At 66.9% G+C, this 21,205-nt stretch carries 14 protein-coding genes; 1 reads left to right on the plus strand and 13 read right to left on the minus strand.

Going from position 1 to position 21,205, the window contains the following annotated elements:
* Positions 1 to 127 precede the first annotated feature (127 nt).
* The 7 genes from AC3D24_RS04835 to AC3D24_RS04865 form a co-directional block, all read right to left on the minus strand.
* Positions 128 to 1,111, minus strand: coding sequence for a DUF2891 domain-containing protein (locus AC3D24_RS04835; protein ID WP_489028702.1), 984 nt, complete (start codon positions 1,109 to 1,111; stop codon positions 128 to 130).
* On the minus strand, positions 1,108 to 4,650 hold the full coding sequence (locus tag AC3D24_RS04840) for a hydantoinase B/oxoprolinase family protein (RefSeq protein ID WP_489028703.1): 3,543 nt from the start codon (positions 4,648 to 4,650) through the stop codon (positions 1,108 to 1,110). Before AC3D24_RS04840 ends, AC3D24_RS04835 begins: the two co-directional genes overlap by 4 nt.
* Positions 4,651 to 4,657: 7 nt before the next feature.
* On the minus strand, positions 4,658 to 5,719 hold the full coding sequence (locus tag AC3D24_RS04845) for a PLP-dependent cysteine synthase family protein (RefSeq protein WP_489028705.1): 1,062 nt from the start codon (positions 5,717 to 5,719) through the stop codon (positions 4,658 to 4,660).
* Positions 5,716 to 7,752 (minus strand): M3 family metallopeptidase, encoded by a 2,037-nt coding sequence (locus AC3D24_RS04850; RefSeq protein ID WP_489028707.1) that lies wholly within the window; start codon positions 7,750 to 7,752, stop codon positions 5,716 to 5,718. Before AC3D24_RS04850 ends, AC3D24_RS04845 begins: the two co-directional genes overlap by 4 nt.
* 10 nt (positions 7,753 to 7,762) lie before the next feature.
* Entirely contained in the window at positions 7,763 to 9,094 is a 1,332-nt protein-coding gene (locus AC3D24_RS04855; protein WP_489033045.1) for an L-serine ammonia-lyase, read from the minus strand.
* A gap of 248 nt (positions 9,095 to 9,342) precedes the next feature.
* Positions 9,343 to 10,335, minus strand: coding sequence for an alpha/beta hydrolase (locus AC3D24_RS04860; protein WP_489028709.1), 993 nt, complete (start codon positions 10,333 to 10,335; stop codon positions 9,343 to 9,345).
* 78 nt (positions 10,336 to 10,413) lie between these two features.
* The gene (locus AC3D24_RS04865; RefSeq protein WP_489028711.1) at positions 10,414 to 13,416 is read right to left on the minus strand and encodes a TonB-dependent receptor; all 3,003 of its coding nucleotides are present in this window, start codon (positions 13,414 to 13,416) and stop codon (positions 10,414 to 10,416) included.
* A gap of 288 nt (positions 13,417 to 13,704) precedes the next feature.
* Between AC3D24_RS04865 and AC3D24_RS04870 the strand changes: the two genes are divergently transcribed.
* Positions 13,705 to 14,106, plus strand: a complete 402-nt coding sequence (locus AC3D24_RS04870) for a cupin domain-containing protein (RefSeq protein WP_489033046.1) — start codon at positions 13,705 to 13,707, stop codon at positions 14,104 to 14,106.
* On the opposite strand, the gene AC3D24_RS04875 is transcribed toward AC3D24_RS04870, so the two are convergent.
* From AC3D24_RS04875 to AC3D24_RS04900, 6 genes are all read right to left on the minus strand, one after another.
* Positions 14,103 to 15,662 carry a carboxylesterase/lipase family protein gene (locus tag AC3D24_RS04875; RefSeq protein WP_489028713.1) on the minus strand — a complete coding sequence of 520 codons (1,560 nt, stop codon included), beginning with the start codon at positions 15,660 to 15,662 and terminating at the stop codon, positions 14,103 to 14,105. The two genes, AC3D24_RS04870 and AC3D24_RS04875, sit on opposite strands and share 4 nt — an antisense overlap.
* Positions 15,649 to 16,656 (minus strand): sugar kinase, encoded by a 1,008-nt coding sequence (locus AC3D24_RS04880; protein ID WP_489028715.1) that lies wholly within the window; start codon positions 16,654 to 16,656, stop codon positions 15,649 to 15,651. The genes AC3D24_RS04875 and AC3D24_RS04880 overlap by 14 nt, the downstream gene beginning before the upstream one ends.
* 146 nt (positions 16,657 to 16,802) lie before the next feature.
* Positions 16,803 to 17,558 (minus strand): 2-dehydro-3-deoxy-D-gluconate 5-dehydrogenase KduD, encoded by a 756-nt coding sequence (kduD, locus tag AC3D24_RS04885; RefSeq protein WP_489028717.1) that lies wholly within the window; start codon positions 17,556 to 17,558, stop codon positions 16,803 to 16,805.
* A 129-nt stretch (positions 17,559 to 17,687) separates the two neighbouring features.
* On the minus strand, positions 17,688 to 18,530 hold the full coding sequence (gene kduI / locus AC3D24_RS04890; RefSeq protein ID WP_489028719.1) for a 5-dehydro-4-deoxy-D-glucuronate isomerase: 843 nt from the start codon (positions 18,528 to 18,530) through the stop codon (positions 17,688 to 17,690).
* Between the two features lie 12 nt (positions 18,531 to 18,542).
* Positions 18,543 to 19,985 (minus strand): glucuronate isomerase, encoded by a 1,443-nt coding sequence (uxaC, locus tag AC3D24_RS04895; RefSeq protein ID WP_489028721.1) that lies wholly within the window; start codon positions 19,983 to 19,985, stop codon positions 18,543 to 18,545.
* 90 nt (positions 19,986 to 20,075) lie between these two features.
* Positions 20,076 to 21,113: a LacI family DNA-binding transcriptional regulator gene (locus AC3D24_RS04900; protein WP_489033047.1), complete on the minus strand. Its 1,038-nt coding sequence runs from the start codon at positions 21,111 to 21,113 to the stop codon at positions 20,076 to 20,078.
* Positions 21,114 to 21,205: the final 92 nt, after the last annotated feature.

A 21,205-nucleotide genomic window follows, 5' to 3' on the forward strand; every position in this document is an offset into this window, starting at 1 on the left:
GCTCGCCTGCAGCATCTCGTTTTCGGGCGCACCGAAAAATTGCATCCATCGTGCGCGCTATACGCGGGGACCGATCTTGCCCGTTACATCCGGTGCCAGTGCGCGAATCAGCGGTCTGCGAAGATCGTCACGCCCCGAGCGCCAGCAAGGCAAACGTAGCCAGCCAATGCTCGCCCATATAATCGTCGGCGAGATGCGGCAGCGCCTCGGCAAGGTGTGCGCCGGCGATCGCACGCGCCGCAGCGGGATCCGGCAAACCCTCGGCGATCACGCGCCAGCACCACGCCCGCGACAGGTTCAGTCCGTCGAGATGCGCCAGCCGTCCGTCGGTTCGATCGCTGACGACCGCGGGAGTCCGTAGGCACGCGGCGGCAGGACCAAACGGATCGGGCATGAACGCCGTCAGCCACGCTTCGAACTGCGCTCCCAGGACGCCCTGCATCAGGACCGCCTCGCACAAGGTCGCCGATATGAAATCCTCGCCGCTCGGCTCCCAGGGCCGGCAATCGCGATCGCCGCCGAACCATACGCGCGCGCGCGCCTCGATCAGCGTTGCCAGCGCCGCGTCGTGCGTCCTTGCCCAGCGCAGCGCATGGACCAACGCGAACGCCGTGCAGTCATGCTTGCCGCTGCGCACCGGGTAGATCAGCTTGGGCAGATACTCGGCAAACCGCGCGGCAAACGCGCGTGCCAGCGGTTCGATCGCCGCCGCCCATGGCCGATCGGGACGCAACGCCAATTCGTCATGCAACGCCAGCAGCCAGCCCCAGCCATAGGGCCGCTCGAACCCGCCTGTCCCCGGCCTTTCGAGATAGGCGACTTCGCCCGCGACGCGTTCGGGGACCAGCATCAGGTGAGCCAATGCCTCGATCGCCCCCGCCTCGGGCATGCCGGGATAGAGCCGCGCCAGCCGCATCACCTGCCACCAGCCATGCACGCAACTGTGCCAGTCGTAGCTGCCGTGGAAGATCGGGTGGAGCGTCTTGGGCAGCGCGAGATCGTCCGGACCGGTCAGCGTCTGGTCGAGCTTGTACGGCCATTCGCGAGTCAGATGCCCCAGGGTCAGCCCGGCGAAGCGCGCCGCGGTCGCCTGATCGAGATGCTGCGTCACTCGTTTCCTCCAAACCCGCCGCCGCCGGGCGTTTCGATCACGAACACATCGCCTGCGCGCATCGCGACCTTGGCCGTGGAGCCGAGGTGCTCGACACTGCCATCCGCGCGTTCGACGGTTGCCGAGCCGAGGCCGCCGCTTGCGCCGCCCGCCATGCCGAACGGGGCCACGCGGCGGCGGTTGGCGAGGATGCAGGCGGTCATGTCTTCGAGAAAGCGCACGCGGCGCGTTGCGCCATCGCCGCCGTGGTGCGCGCCCGCGCCGCCCGAGCCGCGACGGATCGAGAATTCCTCCAGCAACACCGGGAAGCGCGTTTCGAAGATTTCCGGGTCGGTCAGCCGGCTGTTGGTCATGTGCGTCTGGATCACCGACGCGCCGTCGAAACCGGGGCCCGCACCTGCCCCGCCGGCGATCGTCTCGTAATATTGGTGCGTGTCGTTGCCGAAGGTGAAGTTGTTCATCGTCCCCTGGCTCGCCGCCATCGCGCCGAGCGCGCCGAACAGCGCGTCGGTGACGACCTGACTCGTCTCGACGTTGCCGGCGACGACGGCCGCCGGATAGCGGGGGTTGAGCATCGAGCCTTCGGGCACGCGGATCGTCACGCCGCGCAGGCAGCCGTCGTTGAGCGGCACGGCCTCGTCGATCAGTGCACGGACGACGTAGAGCACGGCCGCGCGGACGATCGAGACGGGGGCGTTGAAGTTGGTCGGCCGCTGGTCGCTGGTGCCGGCGAAGTCGACCTCCATCGTCGCGGCCTCGCGATCGACGCGGACTGCCACGCGGATCACGGCGCCGTCGTCCATCTGGTAGGCGAACGCGCCGTCGTCGAGCGTCGCGATCAGGCGGCGGACTGCGGCGTCGGCGTTGGCCTGCACGTGCTCCATGTAGGCCGCGACGACGTCCGTTCCGTACTCGTCGGCCAATCGCGCGAGCCCTGCCGCCCCGCGCGTGCAGGCTGCCAACTGCGCGGCGAGATCAGCGATGTTCTGGTCGATGTTGCGTGCGGGATAGGGGCCGCTCGCGAACACCGCGCGGAGTTCGGCTTCGAGGAAACGACCTTCGTCGACCACCAGCACGTCGTCGAGCAGCACGCCTTCTTCCTCGACCGAGCGGCTTTCGGGCGGCATCGATCCGGGAGTGATCCCGCCGACGTCTGCGTGATGACCGCGGGCGGCTACGAAGAACGCGGGCGCATCGCCGTCATCTGCGAAGACCGGCATGATGACGGTGATGTCCGGCAGGTGCGTGCCGCCACGATACGGCGCGTTGAGCGCGTAAGCGTCACCGCGGCGGATACCGCGGCCGTCTGCGCGGCCGCCTCGTGCGTCGATGATCGTGCGGATGCTCTCGCCCATAGAGCCGAGGTGGACCGGGATGTGCGGCGCATTGGCAACGAGGTTGCCATGCGCGTCGAACAGCGCGCAGCTGAAGTCGAGCCGCTCACGGATGTTGACCGACGCGGCGGAGCGCTGGAGTGCGGCACCCATTTCCTCGGCGATACTCATGAACAGGCCGGCGAAGATCGCGAGGCGTACCGGATCGGACTCAGTAACGATACTCGCGCCGACACGGGGGGCGATGCGGTCGAGGATCAGGTTGCCGATCGGATCGACGCGCGCGCGCCAGCCGGGCTCGACTATCGTTGTCGAGACGCTGTCGAGGATCAGTGCGGGGCCGTCGATGGCGTGGCCGGCAGGTAACCCCTCGCGGGAGAGAACCGGCGTGTCGTGCCATGCGCCGGCCATGTAGACCGGGACGACGGACAGCGGCGCGGCAGGCTCGTCCGGGAACGCGACCAGCGCGGCGTCGATCGGCGGACTCTCGGCGATAGCTTCCGCGACGATCCGGTCGGCGATCAGCGGTGCCTCGCTGGCGAACCCGAACTGCGCGATGTGCGCGGCGTCGAACGCGGCGATTATCGCTGCCGCTTCGTCGAGATCCAGTTCGATGGTGTGGTCGGTCTGGCCCCGACGCAGATGCACACGCCGCTCGATCCGCACGTTGTCCGCCAAGACGCCCTGCGCTACGAGGGCTTTGCGTGCAGCCTCTGCCAAATCGTCCAGCGCCTGCGTGATTGTGGCATACTCTGCGAACGCCGAACCCGAGGTCGCCTCGCGGAGAACCCGGCGATCGGCCAGCCCCATGCCGTACGCCGACAGCACGCCGGCCAGCGGGTGGATCATCACCCGGTCCATCGCCAACGCATCGGCGACGAGGCACGCATGCTGCCCTCCGGCTCCACCGAAGCACGCCAGCGTATAACGCGTCACGTCATGCCCGCGCGCGACGGAAATCGTCCGGATCGCATTCGCCATGTTGGCCACCGCGACCGCCACGAACCCTTCCGCCGCGACCTGCGGATCGAGCGGCAGTTCCGCAAACCGGGCGTTCACTGCTTCGGCGTCGAGCGGCTGATCGCCCGCCGGTCCGAACAGCGCAGGGAAGAATTCGGGGCGCACCTTGCCGAGCATCACGTTGCAGTCGGTCACCGTCAGCGGCCCGCCGCGGCGATAGCATGCCGGGCCGGGCACCGCGCCCGCACTCTCCGGCCCGACGATCAGCCGCTCGCCGTCGAACCGACAGATCGAGCCGCCGCCCGCCGCGACGGTGTGGATTCGCAGCATCGGGGCGCGGATGCGGGCGCCGGCGATCAGCGTCTCGGTGTCGCGCTCGTACGTCCCGGCGTAGTGCGACACGTCGGTCGAGGTGCCGCCCATGTCGAAGCCGATGATCTGTTCGAACCCCGCCTCCCTCGCGGTCGCGGCCATGCCGACGATGCCGCCAGCCGGCCCCGACAGGATCGCGTCCTTGCCGCGAAAACCCGCGCCGTCGACCAGCCCGCCCGACGACTGCATGAACAACGCGCCCTGTCCCAGCGCGTCGCTCAACCCCGCGACATAGCGATCGACGACCGGCGACAGATACGCGTCGACGACGGTCGTATCGCCGCGCCCGATCAGCTTGATCAGCGGCGCGACGCGGTGGCTGACCGAGATTTGCGTGAAGCCGATCTCGGTTGCGACTGCCGCCAGCGCCTCCTCGTGCGCGGTAAAGCGATAGCCGTGCATGAGGACGATCGCGACCGCGCGTAGCCCGCTGTCGAATGCCGCCTGCAATCCTGCGCGGGCCGCATCGACGTCGAGCGGACGGAGCACGTCGCCGTCCGCGCCGACCCGCTCATCGATCTCCACGACATGCGCGAACAGCGGTGGCGGACGGTTCACGTCGCGCGCGAAAATATCGGACCGCTCCTGGTGGCCGATCAGCAGCGCGTCGCCGAACCCACGCGTGATCGCGAGGCACGTCGGCTCGCCCTTGCGCTCGAGCAGCGCGTTGGTCGCGACCGTTGTCCCGATCCGCAGTTCGAGCGGCACGTCCGCCCCGTCGGTCAACCGCCGGATCGCCTCGAGCGCGGCATCGTCATAGCGTTCGGGATCTTCCGACAGCAGCTTGGCGGTGACGATCCGCCCGTCCGGTTGCCGCGCGACGACATCGGTGAACGTGCCGCCGCGGTCGATCCAGAACTGCCATGCGGTCATCGGTCGATCAGCCTAGAAATTGTGCCATCCGCGCCGCCGCATCGGTCCATGCGACCGCGCGTTCGTCGAGCCATGCGTCATTGTAATAGGTGCAGCCATAGCGGTCGCCGCCATCGCACAACAAGGTGACGATGCTCCCCGTCTCACCCGCCGCCGCCATCTCCTCGACGATCTGCGCGCACGCCCAGAGGTTGGTCCCGGTCGAGCCACCGACGCGCCGCCCGAGCCGGTCGGACAACGCGCGCATCGCACCGATGCTGTCGGCATCCTCGACCGCGATCATCCGGTCGATGACGCTCGGCACGAAGCTGGGCTCGACGCGCGGCCGCCCGATCCCCTCGATCCGCGACGCGCACCCTTCGGGCAACGCCATCACCGATCGGTCCTCGAAATGACGGTGGAACACCGAGTTTACCGGGTCCGCGACGCACAGTTTCGTGTCGTGCCGGCAATAGCGGATGAAGCGCCCGATCGTCGCCGACGTGCCCCCCGTCCCCGCGCCGCAGACGATCCAGGACGGGCACGGATGCTCCTCCTCGGCCATCTGCGCGAAGATGCTCTCGGCGATATTGTTGTTGCCGCGCCAGTCGGTCGCGCGCTCGGCATAGGTGAACTGGTCGAGATAATGCCCGCCGGTTTCGGCCGCGAGCCGGTGTGAGACCGCGTAGACGGTGCGCGGATCGTCGACCACGTGGATCTCGCCGCCGTGGAAACGGATCGCGTCGAGCTTGGGCTTGGCGGTCGTCGCCGGGACCACCGCGATGAACCGCAGTCCCAGCATCCTAGCGAAATACGCCTCCGACACCGCGGTCGACCCCGACGAGGACTCGATCACCGTCGTCTCGGGCCCGATCCATTCGTTGCACAGCGCGTACAGGAACAGCGACCGCGCGAGACGGTGCTTGAGGCTGCCGGTCGGGTGCGAACTCTCGTCCTTCAGATACAGCACGATGCCGGGATAGCGCGGCAGGTCGACGCGGATCAGATGCGTGTCGGCGGACCGGTTATAGTCCGCCTCGATCCGCCGCACCGCCTCCGACAACCAGCGTCGGTCGACGCGCTTCGTCACCCTTGCAGCCCGTGGCGGACCAGCATCGCGGTCGGCTCGGGGTCACGCCCGCGGAACGCGCGGAAGCTGTCCGCCGCGGGCCGCGTGGCTCCGCGCGCGAGCACTTCCTCGCGGAACCGGTCGCCGGTCTTGCGATCGACCAGCCCCGCTTCGGCAAACGCCTCAAAGCCGTCGGCCGCCAACAGTTCGGCGTAGAGATAGCTGTAATAGCCCGACGCATAGCCGCCCGCGAAAATGTGGCTGAACGCGTGTGGGAAGCGGTGCCATGCGGGCGGGCGGATCACCGCCACTTCGTCGCGTACCGCCTCGATCACCTCGATCGGATCGCTGCCCATCGTGCCGAGATGCAGCAGCAGGTCGAACAGCGCGAACTCGACCTGGCGCAGGATGAACATCCCCGCCTGGAAATGCCGCGCCTTCACCATCCGCTCGAACAGGTCGGCGGGGAGCTTCTCGCCGGTCTTGTAGTGGCCAGACATGCCGGTCAGCACGTCCTTGTCCCAGGCAAAATCCTCCATAAGCTGGCTCGGCAGCTCGATCGCGTCCCACTCGAAACCGTTGGTGCCGGCGATGCTCGGCCGGTTCACCTTGGTGAAGAGCAGATGGATGCAATGCCCGGTCTCGTGCAGCAGCGTGGTCACGTCGTTGTGGCTCAGCAGCGACGGCGTCTCGCCGCCGTCCGGCGCGAAATTGCAGACGAGATACGCGACCGGCACCGTCACGGTATTGCCGTCATGCAGCCGAGGCCGCGCCTGCGCCATCCACGCGCCACCACGCTTGCCGGTACGCGCGTGGAGATCGAGATAGAGCCCGGCAAACACCGTCCCGCTCTCGTCCACCACGTCGAAGAACCGCGCGTCGTCATGATACAGCGAGACGTCGTCACGCTCGACCAGCTTGATCCCGAACAGCCGCTGCATCAGCGTCTGCCAGCCTTCCATCACGCGCTCGACCGGGAAATACGCCTTCACCACCTGCGCATCGACCGCATAGCGATCCTGCCGCAACCGGTTCGACACAAAGCCCGCATCCCACGGCTCGAAATCGGCAATCCCGAGCTGCTCGGCGGCAAACGTCTTCAGCTCGGTCAGGTCGCGCTCCGCCGCCGGCTTCGCGCGGCGCGCCAGATCGCGCAGGAAGGCGATCACCTCCGCACCATTCGGAGCCATCTTGGTTTCCAGCGACCATGCGACCGGGTCGGTGAAGCCGAGCAGCTTGGCGCCCTCATGCCGCAGCTCGAGGATGCGTGCGATCCGGGCGCTGTTGTCGAACTCGCCCGCGTTCGGCCCCTGGTCCGACGCGCGCGTCGCGAATGCCCGGTACATGCGGGCGCGCAACTCCCGGTTCTCGGCGAAGGTCAGCACCGCGTTGACGCTTGGCTGTTGCAGCGTGACCAGCCAGCCCGCCTGCCCCTTGGCCTTGGCGGCATCCGCGAACATCGCCTTGTCCGCGTCCGAAATCCCGGCGAGATCGGCCTCGTCCGTCACCAGTTCCGACCACGCATCGGTCGCATCCAGCACCGCACTGCCGAACTCGTTCGACAACCCCGACAGTTCTACCGAAATCTCGCTGAACCGGTCGCGTGCCTCTGGCTGCAGCGCCACGCCCGACAGCGTGAAGTCGCGGATCGCCTGCTCCACCGCCACCCGGTCCTCGACGGCCAAGTCGGCAAACTCGGACGACACGCTCAGCGCCACGAACACCTCGTACAGGTCGCGGTTCTGCCCGACCTTCATGTCGTTCTTGACAAGCCGCTTCTGCCCCTCCGAATACGCCGCGCGCAGCTCGGGCGTGTCCGCCACGCCGTGCAGATGCGAAACCGCCGACCAGATCGCGCCGATCTCGGTATTCGCGCGCTCGTACGGCAGCCACGCGCCCGCGAAATCGATCGGCCGCGCGGTCGTCAGCGCCTCGACCATCGCCTCATGCCGCGCGATCGCCTCATCGAGCGCCGGCGCGATCAGGTCGGGCGACAGCTCGGCGAAACGGGGCAGCGACAGCGTATCGAGAAGCGGGTTCGTCGGGGCAGTCATGGGAAATCCTTCAGCATTCGACGACGTTGACGGCCAGGCCCCCAAGCGACGTCTCCTTATATTGCGAGCGCATGTCCTCACCGGTCTGGCGCATCGTCTCGATCACCGCATCGAGGCTGACGATATGGCGACCGTCCCCCCGCAGCGCCAGATACGCGGCGTTGATCGCCTTAATCGCACCCATCGTGTTGCGCTCGATGCAGGGGATCTGGACCAGCCCGCCGATCGGATCGCAGGTCAGCCCGAGGTTATGCTCCATGCCGATCTCGGCGGCATTCTCGATCTGCGCATTGGTCCCGCCGAGCGCCGAGACGAGCGCGCCCGCCGCCATCGAGCACGCGACGCCGACCTCGCCCTGGCACCCCATCTCCGCCGCCGAAATGGAGGCGCGCTTCTTGTAGAGAAAGCCGATCGCCGCCGCGGTCAGCAGGAAGTCATGCGCGCCCTTCGGCGTAGGATCCTTGGTGAAGGTCTCGTAGAAGCGCAGCACCGCCGGCAGCACGCCCGCCGCGCCATTGGTCGGCGCAGTGACGACGCGGCCACCCGCGGCATTCTCCTCGTTCACCGCCAGCGCATACAGGCTCACCCACTCGAACACCGCGGAGGGATCCGCCGCAGTATCGCGCGCCTGCAACCCCTCGAACAACGCCTTCGCCCGACGCGGCACCTTCAGCCCTCCCGGCAGGATACCGCCCTGCCGACACCCGCGATCGATCGACGCGAACATCGCGCCACGGACGGCATCGAGGAACGCATCGGTCTCGCTCTCCGGCCGCCACGCAATCTCGTTCTCGCGGACGATGTCGGCGATCGTCATCCCCGTCGCGTCCCCGGTCGCGAGCAGTTCCGCCCCCGACGAGAACGGCCGCGGCAACAGGATGTTCGCCTTCACCGGCCCAGAACCAGCCTCGACGATCGCGCCACCACCGATCGAGAAATAGGTCCGTCCGACCGTGCGCCCGTCACCGAACGAGGCGGTGAAGGTCACCGCGTTGGGATGCCCCGGCAGGAAGGTCTGCGCATGGAACAGCAGATGCTGGCTCTCCTCGAACCCGATCTCCACCCGCTCCGCCAGCATCAGCCGCCCGCTCGACCGGATCGCCGCCAGCCGCACCGGGATCAGGTCCGGATCGATCGTCTCGGGCTGCGCGCCACTCAAGCCCAACATCACCGCGCTGTCGGTCGCATGCCCCCGCCCGGTCAGCGCCAGCGAACCATACAGGTCGACGCGCACCGCCACCGGCTGCTCGTCGGCGACCAGATCCGCGAACAACCATGCCGCGCGCATCGGCCCGACGGTGTGCGAACTCGACGGGCCGACGCCGATCGTGAACAGATCCAGGATACTGATCGCCTGATGACAATCCGGCCGCGCACGGTCGCGTTCATCGGTGCGGAGAAGGGCTAGCGGCTCCACGGGTTCAGACAGACGCGCAGATCGTCAGCAGCGCGGCGTTCCGCACCGAGCGTACGCAGTGGACAGGATCACGGGTCGACGATGGCAAGCGCATGCTCCTGAAGAACTGCGCCGGCTCTACCCATATGGCCGCCGGTATGAAAGCCAGGATCGGACGCCCTGCCCGCTAGCCGTCAGCCAAGCCCTTGAGCCTTCGCCCAGTTTTCGAACAACGTCGGCCAGATTGCCGCCGGTTTGCCGACTGCCCGGCTCATCCCGAAGCCGTGTCCGCCAGTCGCGAACAGATGCGTCTCGACCGGAACGTCTGCCGCCCTGGCCGCCGCGCGGAACTCCAGCGTGTTCTCGACCGGAACGCTTGCATCGTCTTCGGCATGGACCAGAAAGCAGGGCGGTGTCGCAGCCGTCACGTTCGCCGCGGTAGAATGTGCGCGCTCCAGCGAGGGCGTCGGCGACGGCCCCAGCAGCAGCGCACGCGAACCTGGATGCGCGAGCGGCAAGCGCATCGACTGCACCGCATACATCAGCGCGGCGGCGTTCGGCCGAGCGTCGACCCGGTCCGCGGCATCGACCGGCGCATAGGTCTGCTGCGCGAACCGAGTCGCGAGGTCGCCGCAGACGTGCCCGCCCGCCGAGAATCCCATCGCCGCGACCCGATCCGGCCTGATCCCATAGGTATCGGCCCGCGCGCGGATCAGCCGCATCGCCCGTTGCGCGTCGGACAAAGCGACGTCCGGCCCTGCCGCCCAGCCATCGCCGGGCAGCCGATAGAATAGCACGAACACCGTCCAGCCGCGATCCGCCAGCCAGCGCGCGATCTCATATCCCTCGCGGTCGACGACGAGCCGGACATAGCCGCCGCCCGGCATCACCAACATCGCCGACCCGTTCGGCTTGGCAGGGCGGAACACGACCAAGCGCGGGCGAGCGATGCCGTGGACGGCGCGGTCGGCACCCTCGGCGCCAGTCGCACGGTCCTCGACGACCTCGATCGGCAACTTTGCCGGCGCGCCCGGTGCTCCAGCCGGCCAGAGGTCGATCGTCTCGCGCGGGTCCGGCTGCTTGGGACCGCGCGTCCCGACCCGCGCTGGCGGCGGCGTCTGTGCGTCGACGCCAGCCGAAAGAGCGACGGCGAGCGTCCCTAGAATTGCACTTCGACGATCGATCATGCGCTCGAACCTGTCAAAAAAATGGGCGCAGTCCATGAGGAATGCGCCCGATGGAGAGGAGAGGAATGCCTGTCGAGCCTACATCTTGAAGCGTACGCCGACGAGGAAGGTGCGGCCGAAGTGATTGTTCTCGTAGTTCCGGTTGGCATCGAGATCGGTGTACCGGCTGCGATAATTGTCGGTCAGGTTGGTGCCCTCGAGCGACACCTCCACCGCCGGAGTAAGCTTGTAGCGCATCGATGCATCGACGTTGGTAGTTGCGCCATACCCCTCGAACAGGTTGCCGGTTGCCGACGCGCCGTCGATATACGGGCTGCGATAGCTGATCGATCCGCGCGCGCTGAACTTGGCATCCTCGTAATACAGTGTGCCGTTATAGGCGCGCTTCGACAGGCCGTAGAGCGTTGCCGACCGGGTGGTGTTCGGCAGCGCGCCGAGAGTACCCGCCGGCGTGACGATCGTCGTCGCCGGACCACCTTGCGAATAGCCTGCACTCGAATCGACGAACGTGGCGTTGGCCAGCGCGCCGAAGTTGCGCAGGAACCCGGGCAGGAAGCGGAACGTCGTCTGGAGCGAAATTTCCGCGCCCTTCAACGATGCACCCGTGCCGTTGATCGGCGAGGTGATCTGCCACAACTGGCCTTCCGGGGCGCCTGCGGCCGGCGAGCTTGCCGGGATCACCGACAGCGGCAGGCCGGTCGACGCGAACGTCCCGCTGCGCGTGGCCGAGACCGGGAAGCTCTCGACGTTCTTCTTGAACAGCGCGACCGAGAAGATCGACTGCGGCGCGAAATACCATTCCGCCGACAGATCGAACGCGGTCGCGCGGAACGGCTCGAGCTGCGGATTGCCGAAGGTCACGCGGTAGTTGAAGCCGTCGACCGAACCGCCCGGCGTCAGGCTGCCCAGGCTCGGCCGCGTCAGCACCTTGGCGATTGCGCCGCGGACGATCACGTTCTCGGTCGGGAACAGCGCGACGTTGATCGCTGGCAACCAGTCGTCATAGCTGCGACCGACCGTCGCCGGCGTGTTGACGGTAACGCCGCCCACCACCGCCGACGACAGCCCGGTCGAACGCTGCTTGGTATGGACGTAGCGGATACCGGCGTTTGCGGCATAGCGCAGGCCCAGCAGGTCTCCCTTCACGTCGAATTCGGTATAGCCACCCGTCACCTGCTCGGAGACGCTGCGGGTGTCGCCGACCAGCACGGTCGCGGGACGGTTATACAGCCCGGTATAGGCCGCTGACGCGTCGATGTTCGGGATCAGGAAGCTGGTGGTCGTTCCCGATGGCTGGCCCGCCTTGCCGAGGTTGAAGATCTCGCCGAGGCTGCCGGCCGGGAAGCCGTACACCGCGGTCGGCCCGAACAGCGTGTTCGGCGAACAGGTCAGTGTCCCGAGCACGGTATCGCGGCCACCCGCATTGGGACAGACGACGGCGTCGCGCGAGAAGCCCTGCGTGTCGAAGGTGAACTTGCGGTACAGCCCGCCCGCCTTGATCTGGAAGCCCTCCGCGACGTCCCACTCGGTCCGCAACTGCGCGGTGCGGAACTTGTTGACCGTTTCCGATGGCCGATCGCGAATTTCGGCAAGCTGGAAGTTCGCCGGATCGGTGACGCTGGTGCCGAAGGTCAGCGTCGGGCGCTTCATGTCTGTATAGTCGTAGCTATACCCCTGCGCGTCGCGATCATCGAACACGAAGGTCGTCTCGACCGGGATCGTCGCGTCCGACTTCGAGATGCCGCCCATCAGCGTAAAGCGCAGCTTGTCGGTCACGTCCTGATCCCAGCTGCCGCCAAGCTGGTAGAATTCGGTCTGCGACTTGCGCAGATAATGCTCGGTGCGCACCCAAGCATCGTTCAGCGTCGCCTTGATCAGGTTGTTGTTCGCATCGATCGTGTAGTTGCTGATATCGATCGACCGCTCGTTGGACCGCAGCAGGACTTCGCCCCACTTCTCCTCGCGCGTTTCCTTGAAGCGCGAATACAGGCCGTCGATCGACACCTTGGTCGACGTGCTCGGCGCCCATTGCACGCTGCCGGTAATGCCCAACCGCTCGCGCTCGTGCCGGACCGAGCCGTAACGCGGAATACGCGGATGGAAGGCGAGCGCGGCCGCGGTACACGCGGTGCTCGGCACATAAACGCCGCCGCGGTTCTGCGTGGTGTAGCAGCGCGTGCCATCGACCGAGTCGAACGGCCCCTGCGCCCAGCGAACCGTGTTGTTGCCGAGTTCGAAGTTGTTGGTCTTCGAATACGCGGCTGACGCAGCGACGCCGAAGGTGCCGTCTGCCGACTTCCACGATAGCAAGCCGGCGAGACGCGGCCCGGTGTTCTTGCTCAGATCATTGTAGCTGGCCTGCGCCGAACCGACCGCGGTGAAGCCGATCTTGCCGCCGAGCGGGTTGCCCGTGTTCAGATCGACGACCGCGCCGAGCGACCCTTCGTCGAGCGAGGCCTCGGCGGTCTTGTGGACGACAATCGAGTTGAACAGCTCGGACGCGAACACGTTGAAATCGAACGCGCGATCGCGGTTCGAGCTGGCGCCGTCGGTCGAGGTCGCCACCGTCTCCATGCCGTTGACGCGAACGCGGGTGAACTGCGCACCCAGACCACGCACCGTGATCGCGCGGCCCTCACCGGCATCGCGCTGGATCGAGATACCGGGAATACGCTGGAGCGATTCGGCGAGGTTCTGATCCGGGAACTTGGCGATATCCTCGGCGACGATCGCATCGACCGCGGCGACCGACTGGCGCTTCACGTTGAGTGCGGCGTCAAGCGACTTGCGAAAGCCGGTGACGATGATCTCGGCGGTCTCGCCTTCTGGGGACACCGTCTCTGGTGCAGTCTGCGGTGCGGTGGTGGCGGCCGGATCGGCAGTTTCGCCCTGTGGCACAACCGCAGTCTGCGCGGGCGACGGATCGACCTGGGCCGGCGTTCCCGGCGTCACGCTGTTGGGGATCTGTGCCGCCTGCGCCGCCGCGATCGAAGGCATGACGAGCGCGAGAACCAGGCTGCCCGCGGACACGCCGCCAAGCCAGCCCATCCGCCGAGTCGCTGTCGTTGCTTGAACTTCCATTGCTTCCACTCCCCATTCGGCCGTTGCCGATGACACCGGTTGCGCGCTCGACGTTTCGCCGCTGCGCCTCCGACCTGACCAATTTTGGAGAGTTGGACCCGTTATTTACCACGGGGGCACCCGATCCTCTCCCGAAAGGCCAGCTCTTGCTGGTCCTCCCACCGTCCCTTGTCTGCCTAGGTAACCGGTGTCAGAACAATGTCGCATGATCTTTGGCGTGTCAACATGCCGCGTCAAACATCGCACGAAGCAGGAGATGCATGGATGAAACTCTTGGGACTTACCGCGATGTCGGTCGCCTTCCTGTTGCCCGCATCGGGTTCGGCCGGGCAACGAGCACCGCGACCGATGGTCATCGTCGACGAGGCCGATACGGTCCGCACCGAGCCGCCCCCGCACGGCGCGATCGGCTCCAGCACCGCCTACCGGATCAGCGACGGCGTGCCAGGCCGGACGATGGAGTTCCGCAAGCGCATCCTGCATCCCGGCAGTGCGATCGGCCTCCACCGCATCGCGCACGACGAGGTCTATTACGTGATCTCGGGCACCGGCGCGGTATCGTCCGGCGGAGTGACCCGGCCGGTGCGGACCGGCATCGCCGCCTATCTGTTCGACGGGGAGACGGTCGGCATCCGCCAGACCGGCAGCGAACCGCTCGTGCTGATCATCGCCTATCCGGTTCCGCGCTAGGTCCCAGGCTGGATATACGGCACGCGCGCGAACAGCTCCCGCTCCCAGCGGCGCGGATCGTCCTCGACCCTTGATCGAGCATCGAAGATCATCGTCGAACGCCTGGCCCGGTCATAGCGCGGCCAGTTCGGTGCGCCCGCATGATCGGGCTTGCCGGTGATAGCGAACGCGACGAAACTGTCCTGCATTGCCTTCGAGGCCGCCTGCGCGTCCGCCGCGGTGCCGGTCTGCGACCCTGCGGCACCCAGCGTACCGAACACCAGCGGGATATCCATCGTATGGAACGCCCCGCGCCGAGGCTCGGTCCGCGAGGCGAAGTTGACTTGGTACACCCAGGTCGGCGTTCCCGCATCGGCACGCGCCTCGGCCTCGATCACCTGCCCGCGCCAGCTCCGCCCCGCCGTCGTCGCGCCGTAGAAGACGTCGGTCGGCGACCAGTCCGGATAGCGCGCACGGTACTGCGCCACGACCCATTCCGGCAGGATGTCGATCTTCAGCTCGGGCGCCATCCGCGCGGCGAGATTGCTCCAGTCGAGCCCCCTCATTTTGGGCGAATCCAGCCCGATGAACGCCCGCGTCTCGTCATGCGTGTTGCCGAGCATCATCGGGATACGGTTGCCGAGCGGGTTCGCATCCGGCCAGAACGGGTGTCGCGTCAGCCAGGTCATGTCGAGCACCGGCCCATAATAGACGCCCCCGCCCATGATCGGATCGGTCGCCGGCAGCGCCTCGACCAGCCTTTCGACCGGCATCGACAGCAATGGCGATAGGTCGCCCTCGGCGACACCCAGTTTCGCCAGATAGGCGCGCGCGCGCGCTGTTGCGTTGAGAGGCCCCGACGCGGTTACCTGCTGCCCGCTCATCGTCGCCGCCCGGTGGAACAGGCCAGCGGCGGCGGGCATGCCCATCATCGTCGCGATCTTGGCGCCGCCGCCCGACTGGCCGAACACCATCACGCGCGCTGGATCGCCGCCGAACGCCGCGATGTTGTCGCGCACCCATTTGAGCGCGATGATCAGGTCGAGCTGCCCCGCATTGCCGCTGTCGGGAAACCGCGGATCAAGTCGCGCGAGATACAGATAGCCCAGCGCGTTGAGCCGGTGGTTGACCGTCACGACCACGACGTCACCGCGCGCCGCAAGTGCCTGCCCGTCGTTCTGCGGATCGGTGACGCTGCCGTTCGAATAGGCGCCACCGTGGATATAGACCATCACCGGCTTCTTCGCGCGCGGGTCGGCCGCCGCGGTCCAGACGTTGAGGAACAGGCAATCCTCGGACTGTGGACCATAAGGGCCGGACTGCGGACAGACCGGTCCGAACGCCTGCGCCGATCGGGTCTGGCCCGGCATCGCTACGGCTGTCGGCGCCCGAAACCGCTCGGCGCGACCGTAGCGTATTCCCTTGAACGCGAGGACGTTGCGGTCGGCCATCCCGACGAAATTGCCCGCCGGCGCACGGACTGTCGGTGATGTCTCGGCGCGCACGCCAGACGCCAGGATCATCGCAGCGCCGCCGCCCAAAGCACCGCGCCGCGTCCAGCCGTCAGCGGCGGACATCGAGCCCCCCAGCCAGATATGCATCAATGTCGGCCTGCCGGAACAGGCTCGCGTCGCCCGGCAGCGAGTGCTTCAGTGCGGCAAGCGCCAGACCGATCCGCGCGACCTCGCCGATCTCCGCACCCGAGCGCAGGCCGTGCAGCACGCCCGCGGCGAACGCATCGCCGCCGCCGATCCGGTCGACGATCCCGGCCAGCACCACTTCGTCGGTCTGGACGTGGGCCGCCCGCGTATCGATCCGCGCGGAGAGCCGGTGGAGGTCGACGTGCTCGACGTGCCGCGCGGTCGACGCGATCGTCTGCAACCGCGGGAACGCCTCGAACGCCGCCACGGCCGCTTCACGCCGCCGATCCTCGGCGTCCCCGGAGATATCGCGGCCCAGCAGCAGCGCGATGTCGCGGTGGTTACCGAACATCAGGTCGGCATGCGCGACGAGGTCGGTCAGGATCGCGCGTGGGTTCGAATCCCAACGCTCCCACAGCTTGCCGCGCCAATTGCCGTCGAATGAGACCGGAATGCCGCGCTGCGTCGCCGCCTCGACAGCCGCGAGCGCGCTTTCTGCCGGTACCGGGCCGAGGGCGGGCGTGATGCCGGAGAGGTGGAAGCGATCGACACCGGCGAGCACGGCGTCCCAATCCCACGCGGACACCGGCGCCTCCGCGAACGACGACCACGCGCGATCGTAAATCACTTCGGTCGCACGCAGCCCTGCGCCCGAGGTAACGAGATACAGCCCCATCCGTTCGCCGCCGAGCGCGATCATCGACGTGTCGACACCGTGCCCTCGCAACGTCGTGATCGCCGCGCGACCGAGGTCGTTGTCCGGGACCATGCTCGCCATGCCGACGTCATGACCTAGCCGCGCCAACTGCGTGACGACGTTGGCCTCCGCGCCGGCAACCCACACGTCGAGCTTGGGGGTCTGCAACAGCAACTCGCGCCCCGGCGGCGAAAGCCGCAGCATGATCTCACCGAACGCCAGGAATTTGCTCATATCGCCCCTCATCTAATCCTCCCCGGAACGGGGAGGGGGACCGCCGCCGAAGGCGGGGGTGATGGGGGTTTTCCACGACCGCTACGCGCGTGGAAGCCCCCCCTCCGTCAGCCTGCGACTGCCACCGCCCCGTGCCGGGGAGGAATTTACCGTGCCAGCCAGCCGCCATCGACCGCCAGGATATGCCCCTGGACATATTTCGCCGCCGCCGACGACAGGAACACCGCCGCGCCGCCGAGATCGCTCGGATCGCCCCAGGCACCCGCCGGAATGCGGTCCATGATCGACTTGTTGCGCACCTCGTCGGCTTGCAACGCCGCGGTGTTGTTCGTGGCGATATACCCCGGCGCGATCGCGTTGACGTTGATGCCCTTGCTCGCCCACTCGTTCGCGAGCAGCTTGGTGAGCCCACCGATCCCCGACTTCGACGCGGTGTAGCTCGGCACGCGGATGCCACCCTGGAACGTCAGCATCGAAGCGATGTTGACGATCTTGCCGCCTCCGTTAGCGATCATGTGCCGCCCAGCCGCCTGGCACAGGAAGAACACCGATTTCAGGTTGGTGTCGATCACCGCATCCCAATCCGCCTCGGTAAAGTCGACCGCGTCGGCGCGGCGGATAATACCGGCATTGTTAATGAGGATGTCCAGCCCGCCAAGCTTCGCCACCGTCTCGTCGACGACGCGCTGCACCGGTTCGATCGTCGACAGGTTGGCCGACACGATCTCGGCCTTGCGCCCAAGCGCACGAATCTGCGCGACGGTGTCTTCGGCAGGGGTGCGGCCGACACAGGCTACGTCGGCACCAGCGGCGGCGAGCGCAACGGCGATCGCCTGGCCGATGCCGGTGTTCGCGCCGGTGACGATGGCGACCTTGCCGGTCAGATCGAAGGGATTTGTCATGCTCTTCTCCTCCCCTCCCGCAAGCGGGAGGGGCCGGGGGTGGGCTCGCGCTTTCCTCAAGCGGATCGATGGTGGTGAGCGCGCGCCCACCCCCTGCCCCCTCCCGCACGCGGGAAGGGGAAAGGCAGGTTACGCCAGCTGGCAGATATCCAGCACGTTCATGTCGGTATAATCCTGGTTCTCGCCGGCCATCGCCCAGATGAACGCATAGGCCTTGGTGCCCGAGCCCATGTGGATCGACCAGGGCGGGCTGATCACCGCTTCCTCGTTCGCCATGACGATGTGGCGGGTCGCCTCGCCCTCGCCCATGTAGTGGAACACGCGGTCCTTCTCGAGATCGTCGAGTTCGAAGTAGAAATAGATCTCGCTGCGACGCTCATGGATATGCGGCGGCATCGTGTTCCACACCGATCCGGGCTTGAGCACGGTGAGCCCCATGACCAACTGCGCACTGTCGCAGATGCCGGGGATGACCATCTGGTAGATCGTCCGCTCATTCGAATCCTCGAGGCTGCCGCGCTCCAGCGTGGTCGCATCGCCGACGGAAATCACGCGCGTCGTGAACGCCTTGTGCGCCGGGCACGACGCCAGATAGAAGCGCGCGCCGTCGCCGGAGAACTGCACGTCCTTCGCGCCCATCGTCACGTACAGGCAATCCTTGTTGCCGAGCGTGAACGTCTCGCCATCGACGGTGACGGTGCCACCGACCTTGCCAACGTTGACCACCGCAAGCTCGCGCCGCTCCAGGAACGGATGCCCCGCCGCCGATGCCGGCTCGGCCTGGTCGGGCAGCTTGACGCTACCGCTCGCAACGGCGACGCCGCCGATCACAAAACGCTCGGCATGCGTGTAGTTGAGCACGCATTCGCCGTCGCGGAACAGGTCCTGGATCAGATACCGGTCGCGCAGTTCGTCGTTGGAGACGCACTCCATCATGTCGGGATGCGTGGCGTAATAGGTGCGTTCGTACATGGTAAGCTCCGGTCAGGCCGCTTGCGCAGCAAAATGGGGTTCATCGATACGGTAGGCGCGGCGGACGAGGCCGCTGGTAAGTTCGTGGGCAAGCTCGGCGGCTTCCCAATCGGCGAGACGGTGTTCCGCCACCAGTCGCGCGAGGAACCCGCAGTCGATCCGCCGCGCGACATCGTGCCGTGCGGGGATCGAGAGGAAGGCGCGGGTGTCGTCGTTGAAGCCGACAGTGTTGTAGAACCCGGCGGTCTCGGTCGTCATCTCGCGGAAACGTCGCATCCCCTCGGGACTGTCATGGAACCACCAGGACGGCCCGAGCTTCAGGCAGGGATAGTGCCCGGCCAGCGGCGCCAACTCTCGCGCGTACGTGCTTTCGTCGAGCGTGAAGAGGATGATCGACAGCCGTGTGCTGGTCCCGAACCGGTCGAGCAGCGGCTTCAACGCATGGACGTAATCGGTCCGCGTCGGGATATCGGCGCCCTTGTCACGACCATGGCTCGCGAACAGGCCCGCGTTGTGGTTGCGCGAAGATCCGGGGTGGATCTGCATCACCATGCCGTCCTCGACCGACATCGCCGCCATCTCGGTCAGCATCTGCGCCCGGAACAGCTCGGCATCGACGGGCGTCCAGTCGCCGCGCGTCACCTTGGCGAACAGCGCCTCGGCCTCGACCGGAGACAGATTGGCGGTCGCCGCGGTCGGATGCCCGTGATCGGTCGCGGTCGCCCCCGCCGCACGAAAGTCCGCCCGGCGCTTGCGATGCGCCGAAAGATAGCCCTTCCAGTCATACACATCTTCGCCGGTCAGCTCGGCAAACCGCGCCATCGCGGGCTTGAACGCCTCATGCTCGACGTCGATCACCCCGTCCGGGCGATAGGTCGTGACGACGCGCCCGTTCCAGCCCGACTGGCGGATGCGGCGATGCGCGGCGAGATCGTCATGCGCGCCCTCGGTGGTCGCGAGGAACTCGATACCGAACCGATCGAACAATGCGCGAGGCCGAAACGCTTCGGACGCCAGCTTCTCGCCGATGAGGTCGAAATACTGGTCCGCAGTCGACGCCTCGAGCGCGACGTCGATCCCGAATACATCGGCGAACACATGATCGAGCCACAACCGCGACGGCGTACCGCGAAACAGCGTGTAATGGCCAGCGAACAGCTTCCACGCCGCGCGCGGATCGGTCGCCGGCACGCCGCTCCGCCGCGGGATCGCCAGCGCATCCAGGTCGACGCCCTGACTATAGAGCATGCGATATAGATAATGGTCGGGCGCGAGCAACAGCGAGGTCGCATCGGTCCAGCTGGCATTGTCCGCGAACCAGGTCGGATCGGTATGCCCGTGCGGACTGACGATCGGCGACGCCGCCACCTCGGCGTACAGCGCCCGCGCAATCGCGCGCGTCGCCGGTTCCACCGGGAAAAGGCGGTCCGGATGCAGTTCCAGAGCCCTTGCCATCGTCCATCCTCCTTGCCGCTTCGCGCGATCCTCTAGCGTTCTGGTAACCGGTGTCAGCGTGTCGCGCAACCGCCATTTCTGGGCATGACCTCAGGTCTCCGTATCGGCCGGCGGCGAAACCGACGCGCGCCGGATCAGCGTGGACAGGAACAACGACGGCTCCTCGACCAGATCGCTGCCATCGTCGACGCCCGCGATCAACTTCAACGCGGCCGAGCGCGCCATCGACGCGATCGGCCAGCGCACCGTGGTCAGTGGCGGCCAGACATGCGCGGCGATCGGCGTGTCATCGAACCCGATGATCGACAGGTCGCGCGGGATATCGAGCCCCCGCTGTCGCGCGGCATGGATGATCCCCGCCGCCATCTCGTCGTTCGACGAGAAGATCGCGGTCGGTCGCGGCATGACGTCGAGCAACCGCTCGGCCGCGACCAGCCCCGACTCGAACGTGTAATTGCCGTCCGCGATCATGCTTCGCGGCAAGGCGATCCCGGCCGCGGCCAACGCATCCTCGAATCCGAGACGCCGCTCCCGCGCCGAGCGGAACCCGTGAGGCCCAGCGACCAGCCCGATCCGGCGATGGCCCTGCTCGATCAGATATTCGGTTGCGATCCGCACCGCTTCGCGGTCGTTCGACGCGACCATATGCTCGGTATCGTCGATCACCGCCGAGCCCATCCGGACATACCGACAGCCGATCGAATCGCACAATTTGGCGACCGAATCATTCTCGCTGACCGGCGGCATCAGCAGCACCCCGAAAAGCCGCTGCCGTTCAAGGAAATGGCGCAGATCGTCGAGCATCGTCGCCGAGCCACGATCGAGCGGCCGCACCACCATCTCGAATTCGGTGCCCTGCAACGCCTCCAGCATACCCTGCTGCACGTTCAGCACGGTCTGCGCATTGGGATTGTCGTGGACCAGCCCGATCAGAAAATTGCGGCGTAGCGCCAGCGCGCGCGCCTGCGGATTGGGAATATAGCCGAGCTCGCCGATCACGTCCTCGACCCGCTTGCGGGTATCGTCATTGAGCAGCGGCGACCGGTTGATCACCCGGCTCACCGTCTTCTTGGAAACCCCGGCGATCCGGGCAACGTCGTTGATCGTCGGCTGACCGGTCTTCTGCATTACAACGACATAGCCCGGCCCGACCGAGCCGTCTTGCGGAAAAGCCATCGCCGTCGCATAATGTTGACACCGGTTACCGATATAAGAGGATG

The organism is Sphingomonas sp. SL1004, from assembly GCF_057815015.1.

Excerpts from the sequence above, each read along its gene's own strand:
- kduI (WP_489028719.1), bottom strand. The coding sequence starts at position 18,530 with ATGTACGAACGCACCTATTACGCCACGCATCCCGACATGATGGAGTGC.
- AC3D24_RS04850 (WP_489028707.1), bottom strand. The coding sequence starts at position 7,752 with ATGACTGCCCCGACGAACCCGCTTCTCGATACGCTGTCGCTGCCCCGT.
- AC3D24_RS04860 (WP_489028709.1), bottom strand. The coding sequence starts at position 10,335 with ATGATCGATCGTCGAAGTGCAATTCTAGGGACGCTCGCCGTCGCTCTT.
- AC3D24_RS04875 (WP_489028713.1), bottom strand. The coding sequence starts at position 15,662 with ATGTCCGCCGCTGACGGCTGGACGCGGCGCGGTGCTTTGGGCGGCGGC.
- AC3D24_RS04900 (WP_489033047.1), bottom strand. The coding sequence starts at position 21,113 with ATGCAGAAGACCGGTCAGCCGACGATCAACGACGTTGCCCGGATCGCC.
- AC3D24_RS04870 (WP_489033046.1), top strand. The coding sequence starts at position 13,705 with ATGTCGGTCGCCTTCCTGTTGCCCGCATCGGGTTCGGCCGGGCAACGA.
- AC3D24_RS04865 (WP_489028711.1), bottom strand. The coding sequence starts at position 13,416 with ATGGAAGTTCAAGCAACGACAGCGACTCGGCGGATGGGCTGGCTTGGC.
- AC3D24_RS04880 (WP_489028715.1), bottom strand. The coding sequence starts at position 16,656 with ATGAGCAAATTCCTGGCGTTCGGTGAGATCATGCTGCGGCTTTCGCCG.
- uxaC (WP_489028721.1), bottom strand. The coding sequence starts at position 19,985 with ATGGCAAGGGCTCTGGAACTGCATCCGGACCGCCTTTTCCCGGTGGAA.
- kduD (WP_489028717.1), bottom strand. The coding sequence starts at position 17,558 with ATGACAAATCCCTTCGATCTGACCGGCAAGGTCGCCATCGTCACCGGC.
- AC3D24_RS04840 (WP_489028703.1), bottom strand. The coding sequence starts at position 4,650 with ATGACCGCATGGCAGTTCTGGATCGACCGCGGCGGCACGTTCACCGAT.